This window comes from Streptomyces cahuitamycinicus (assembly GCF_002891435.1).
Classification (GTDB): domain Bacteria; phylum Actinomycetota; class Actinomycetes; order Streptomycetales; family Streptomycetaceae; genus Streptomyces; species Streptomyces cahuitamycinicus.
Genome location: NZ_POUC01000601.1, coordinates 1 through 3,642, shown reverse-complemented (window position 1 = coordinate 3,642; position 3,642 = coordinate 1). Strand labels below are relative to the sequence as shown.

The 3,642-nt window shown below is 73.9% G+C and carries 2 protein-coding genes; both read left to right on the top strand.

Annotated elements, in window-relative coordinates; translation table 11 throughout:
* A partial coding sequence (locus C1J00_RS40070; protein WP_102913774.1) for an MBL fold metallo-hydrolase occupies positions 1 to 1,034 on the top strand: 1,034 nt, incomplete at its 5' end.
* Between the two features lie 634 nt (positions 1,035 to 1,668).
* Positions 1,669 to 3,642 (top strand): ATP-binding protein (locus C1J00_RS40060; protein ID WP_180989873.1); only part of this gene is annotated, 1,974 nt, incomplete at its 3' end.

Sequence of the window (3,642 nt, the reverse complement as noted above, 5' to 3'; positions counted from 1 at the left end):
CCGTTCCGGTGCACTCCACCACCCTCGCCGACATCGCCAGACCCCCGGCCACCGGCCTGCGACTGACCTGGATGGGGCATTCCAGCGTCCTCGCGGAGATCGACGGCCGACGCGTCCTGTACGACCCGGTGTGGGGGGAGCGCTGCTCCCCCTTCTCCTTCGCCGGGCCCAAGCGGCTGCACCCCGTGCCCCTGCCGCTGGCCGCGCTCGGCCCGGTCGACGTCGTGGTCATCTCGCACGACCACTACGACCATCTGGACATGCCCACCATCAAGGCGCTCGCGGGCACCGACACGCTGTTCGCCGTGCCCCTCGGCGTCGGCGCGCACCTGGAGCACTGGGGTGTGTCCGCAGGCCGGCTGCGCGAGCTGGACTGGCACGAGACCACCGAGACAGGCGGACTGCGCCTCACGGCCACCCCGGCCCGGCACTTCTGCGGCCGCGGGCTGCGCAACACCCAGCACACCCTGTGGGCCTCCTGGGTCGTCGCCGGTGAGGAACACCGGATCTACCACAGCGGCGACACCGGCTACTTCGACGGCTTCAAGGAGATCGGCGCCGAGCACGGGCCGTTCGACGCCACGATGATCCAGATCGGCGCGTACTCCGATTTCTGGCCCGACATCCACATGACCCCCGAGGAGGGCATGCGCGCCCACCTCGACCTCCAGGGCGGGCCGGAGAGCGGTCCGATGCTGCCGATCCACTGGGCCACCTTCAATCTGGCGACGCACCCGTGGGCGGACCCCGGCGAGGGGGCGCTCGCGGCCGCCCGCGCGGTGGGCGCGGGCGTGGCCCTGCCCCGGCCCGGCGAGCCCTTCGAGCCTGCTGCGGAGAACGTCCCGTCCGAGCCGTGGTGGCGTGGGGTGGCGCTTGCCCCGGCGGGTGGCCGCGCGGTCGCGCAGGCCCTTACGGGAGCCGGGATCAAGACCGCATCGGACGCTGCAGCCGTGGCCCAGGCCGACACGGTGAGTGACGACTCCGGTCGGGCCGGCCGGGGCAGTGAGGACCCCGAGGCGCTCCCGGCGGGCTGATCCGGGGCATACGTCAGACCAACGGCGAGGGCCGGGGAGCGAGAGGCTCCCCGGCCCTCGCCGTCTCTGTGTGACAGCTTCTGACCAGGTCAGATCGAACTCGTTTCATTCATGGCCGGATGTGCAGGGGTGTTATCGGTCTGTCGTACGAGACCTCATACCAGAGCGGGACGCTCACCGTATGAGTTTGTCAACTGCCCACCGCACATGATGCGGTGGCGACTACTGTCAGTGGCCGTCGGGAAACAGGGCGGATCAAGGGAGCGGGGGCCGGCACGTGCACGCGCAGGGCGGACGAGGGAGTCGACGCGACGGGGATCCCCGCTGCCCGCGCGCCACCGACGCCGGCCCGGCCGCGGTCGGCGACGCCGGTGCCAAGGCCACGGACCCGGGCGCCCGGACCGGTGACACCGCTGCCACCGGTGGTGGCACGGGTGTTGCCGGGGGCGGCACTTCTGGCGCCGGGGCCTTCGGCCCGGGCCGGCATGCGGGCCCCGGTGGCGCCTGGGCCGGGCGGGCGCGAGGGGAGTCCGGGAGCACGGCCCGAGGAGCGCGCAAGCGGGCACGTGAACCCGGACGCACCCCTGCGAGCCCCCCTGGCACCCAGGCCCGACGGACCAGTACGAGGACACCGATGTCTCACCTCCGCGCCCCGGCCGCACGCGCAGACCGCCGTGAGGGCGGGCGGCACGGGCGGCCCGCCGTCCGTACCGCACCCGGGCTGCCCGAGACCCACATACGGCCCCAGCTGCTGCGTCTCGCGGTGCTGCCCCCGGTCGCCGTCGCCCTCAGCGGCTGCGCCGCCGTCCTCTTCACCGTCCGGTCCACCGGAGCGCGGCCGGGCCTCACCCTGTGGGCCGTGCTCGGCGGCGCCGTCTTCGTGGCCCTCGTCGGCATCGCCGTCGCCGCGGTCGCCGCCAACCGGGCCGCCCGGTCCGTGCACGACCGCATCGGTGGTCTGCGCCGCAGCACCGCCCGGCGCGAGGCCGACCTGCGCACCCTCGTCGAGACGCTGCGCCGCGGCGACGGCCCGCCCCCACTCTCACCGCAGAACCGGACCGGCCCTCCCGCCGAGGACGCCGACGACTTCGACCTCCTCACCGCCGACCTGTCCCGCGCGCACGACGGCGCCGTCACCGCCGTGGTGCAGGCCTCCCAGCTCTCCAGCCAGACCGGCAGCGAACAGAAGCTGGAGGTCTTCGTCAACCTCGCCCGGCGCCTGCAGTCGCTGGTGCACCGCGAGATCTCCATCCTCGACGAGCTGGAGAACGAGATGGAGGACCCCGACCTGCTCAAGGGGCTCTTCCACGTCGACCACCTCGCCACCCGCATCCGCCGCCACGCCGAGAACCTCGCCGTGCTCGGCGGGGCCGTCTCCCGCCGTCAGTGGAGCAACCCGGTCTCCATGACCGAGGTACTGCGCTCGGCCATCGCCGAGGTCGAGCAGTACTCGCGGGTCAAACTGGTCCCGCCGATCGACGGCCAACTGCGCGGCCACGCCGTCGCCGACGTCATCCATCTCCTGGCCGAACTCGTCGAGAACGCCACGGTGTTCTCCGCCCCGCACACCCAGGTCCTGCTGCGCGCCAACCTCGTCACCTCCGGGCTCGCCGTCGAGGTCGAGGACCGCGGACTCGGCATGCCGCTGGAGGAGCAGACGCGGATGAACGCGCTGCTCGCCGACCCCGATCAGGTGAACGTCGCCCGGCTCCTCGCGGACGGCCGCATCGGGTTGTTCGTCGTCTCCCAGCTCGCCCGGCGGCACGGCATCACCGTCCGCCTCCAGACCAACATCTACGGCGGAGTGCAAGCGGTGCTCGTCGTGCCGCAGGCGCTGCTGGGAGCGGAGGCGGGAGCGGGGACGCCCGGAGGAGCGGGGCAGCCGGCTGCCGGAGCGGCCGGGACGGACCGTCCGGCCACGCCGCGGCGGCCGGACGGTCAGACCGGGCTCGGCTCGCACACCGGGCTCGGCTCGCACACCGGGCTCGGCTCGCACACCGGGCCGCATGGGCAGGACGGGACCGGGGGCGGCGCCCGAACCAGCGTCGGCCAGGGCGCGTCCCGAGGGCGATCCCGGGACGGGGACGCTGACTTCGGGATCTCGTCCGTGCCGTTGCCCGCGTCCGGAGCAGGGCCGTCGGCCCCGCTCCCGGCTCCTGCCCAAGAACACGAACAGGAAGTCGAACTCGACCCGGGCGGACGCGGGGAGGACGGCCGGCCCGCGCCCCTGCCCATGCGCGGGGCCCGTCGGGAGCGTCCCACCCCGGCCGAGGCACGGCCCGGCATCAGTCCCGACGACCGGCGCGTCCTCGCCGAGAACGTCACCACGCCTCCCACTCCACGCAACGGCGCCGTGCGCGGGACCATGGGCAAGCCCCAACTGCCCCGCCGCCGCGCCCAGGAGCACATCGCACCCCAGCTGCGTGACGGGCCGATGCCACGCCAGGACCCCGAGCACCTCGTGGGCCACGATCCCGGACTGATGGCCGCCTTCCAGCGCGGCATCAGCCTCGCGGAGGCGCAGCAGAACATGGAGGCCGGGAACACGGAGTGGGGCGACACGGAGGCGGCCTCCAGGGAGTCCGCACATATGGACCCCGCCCACAGG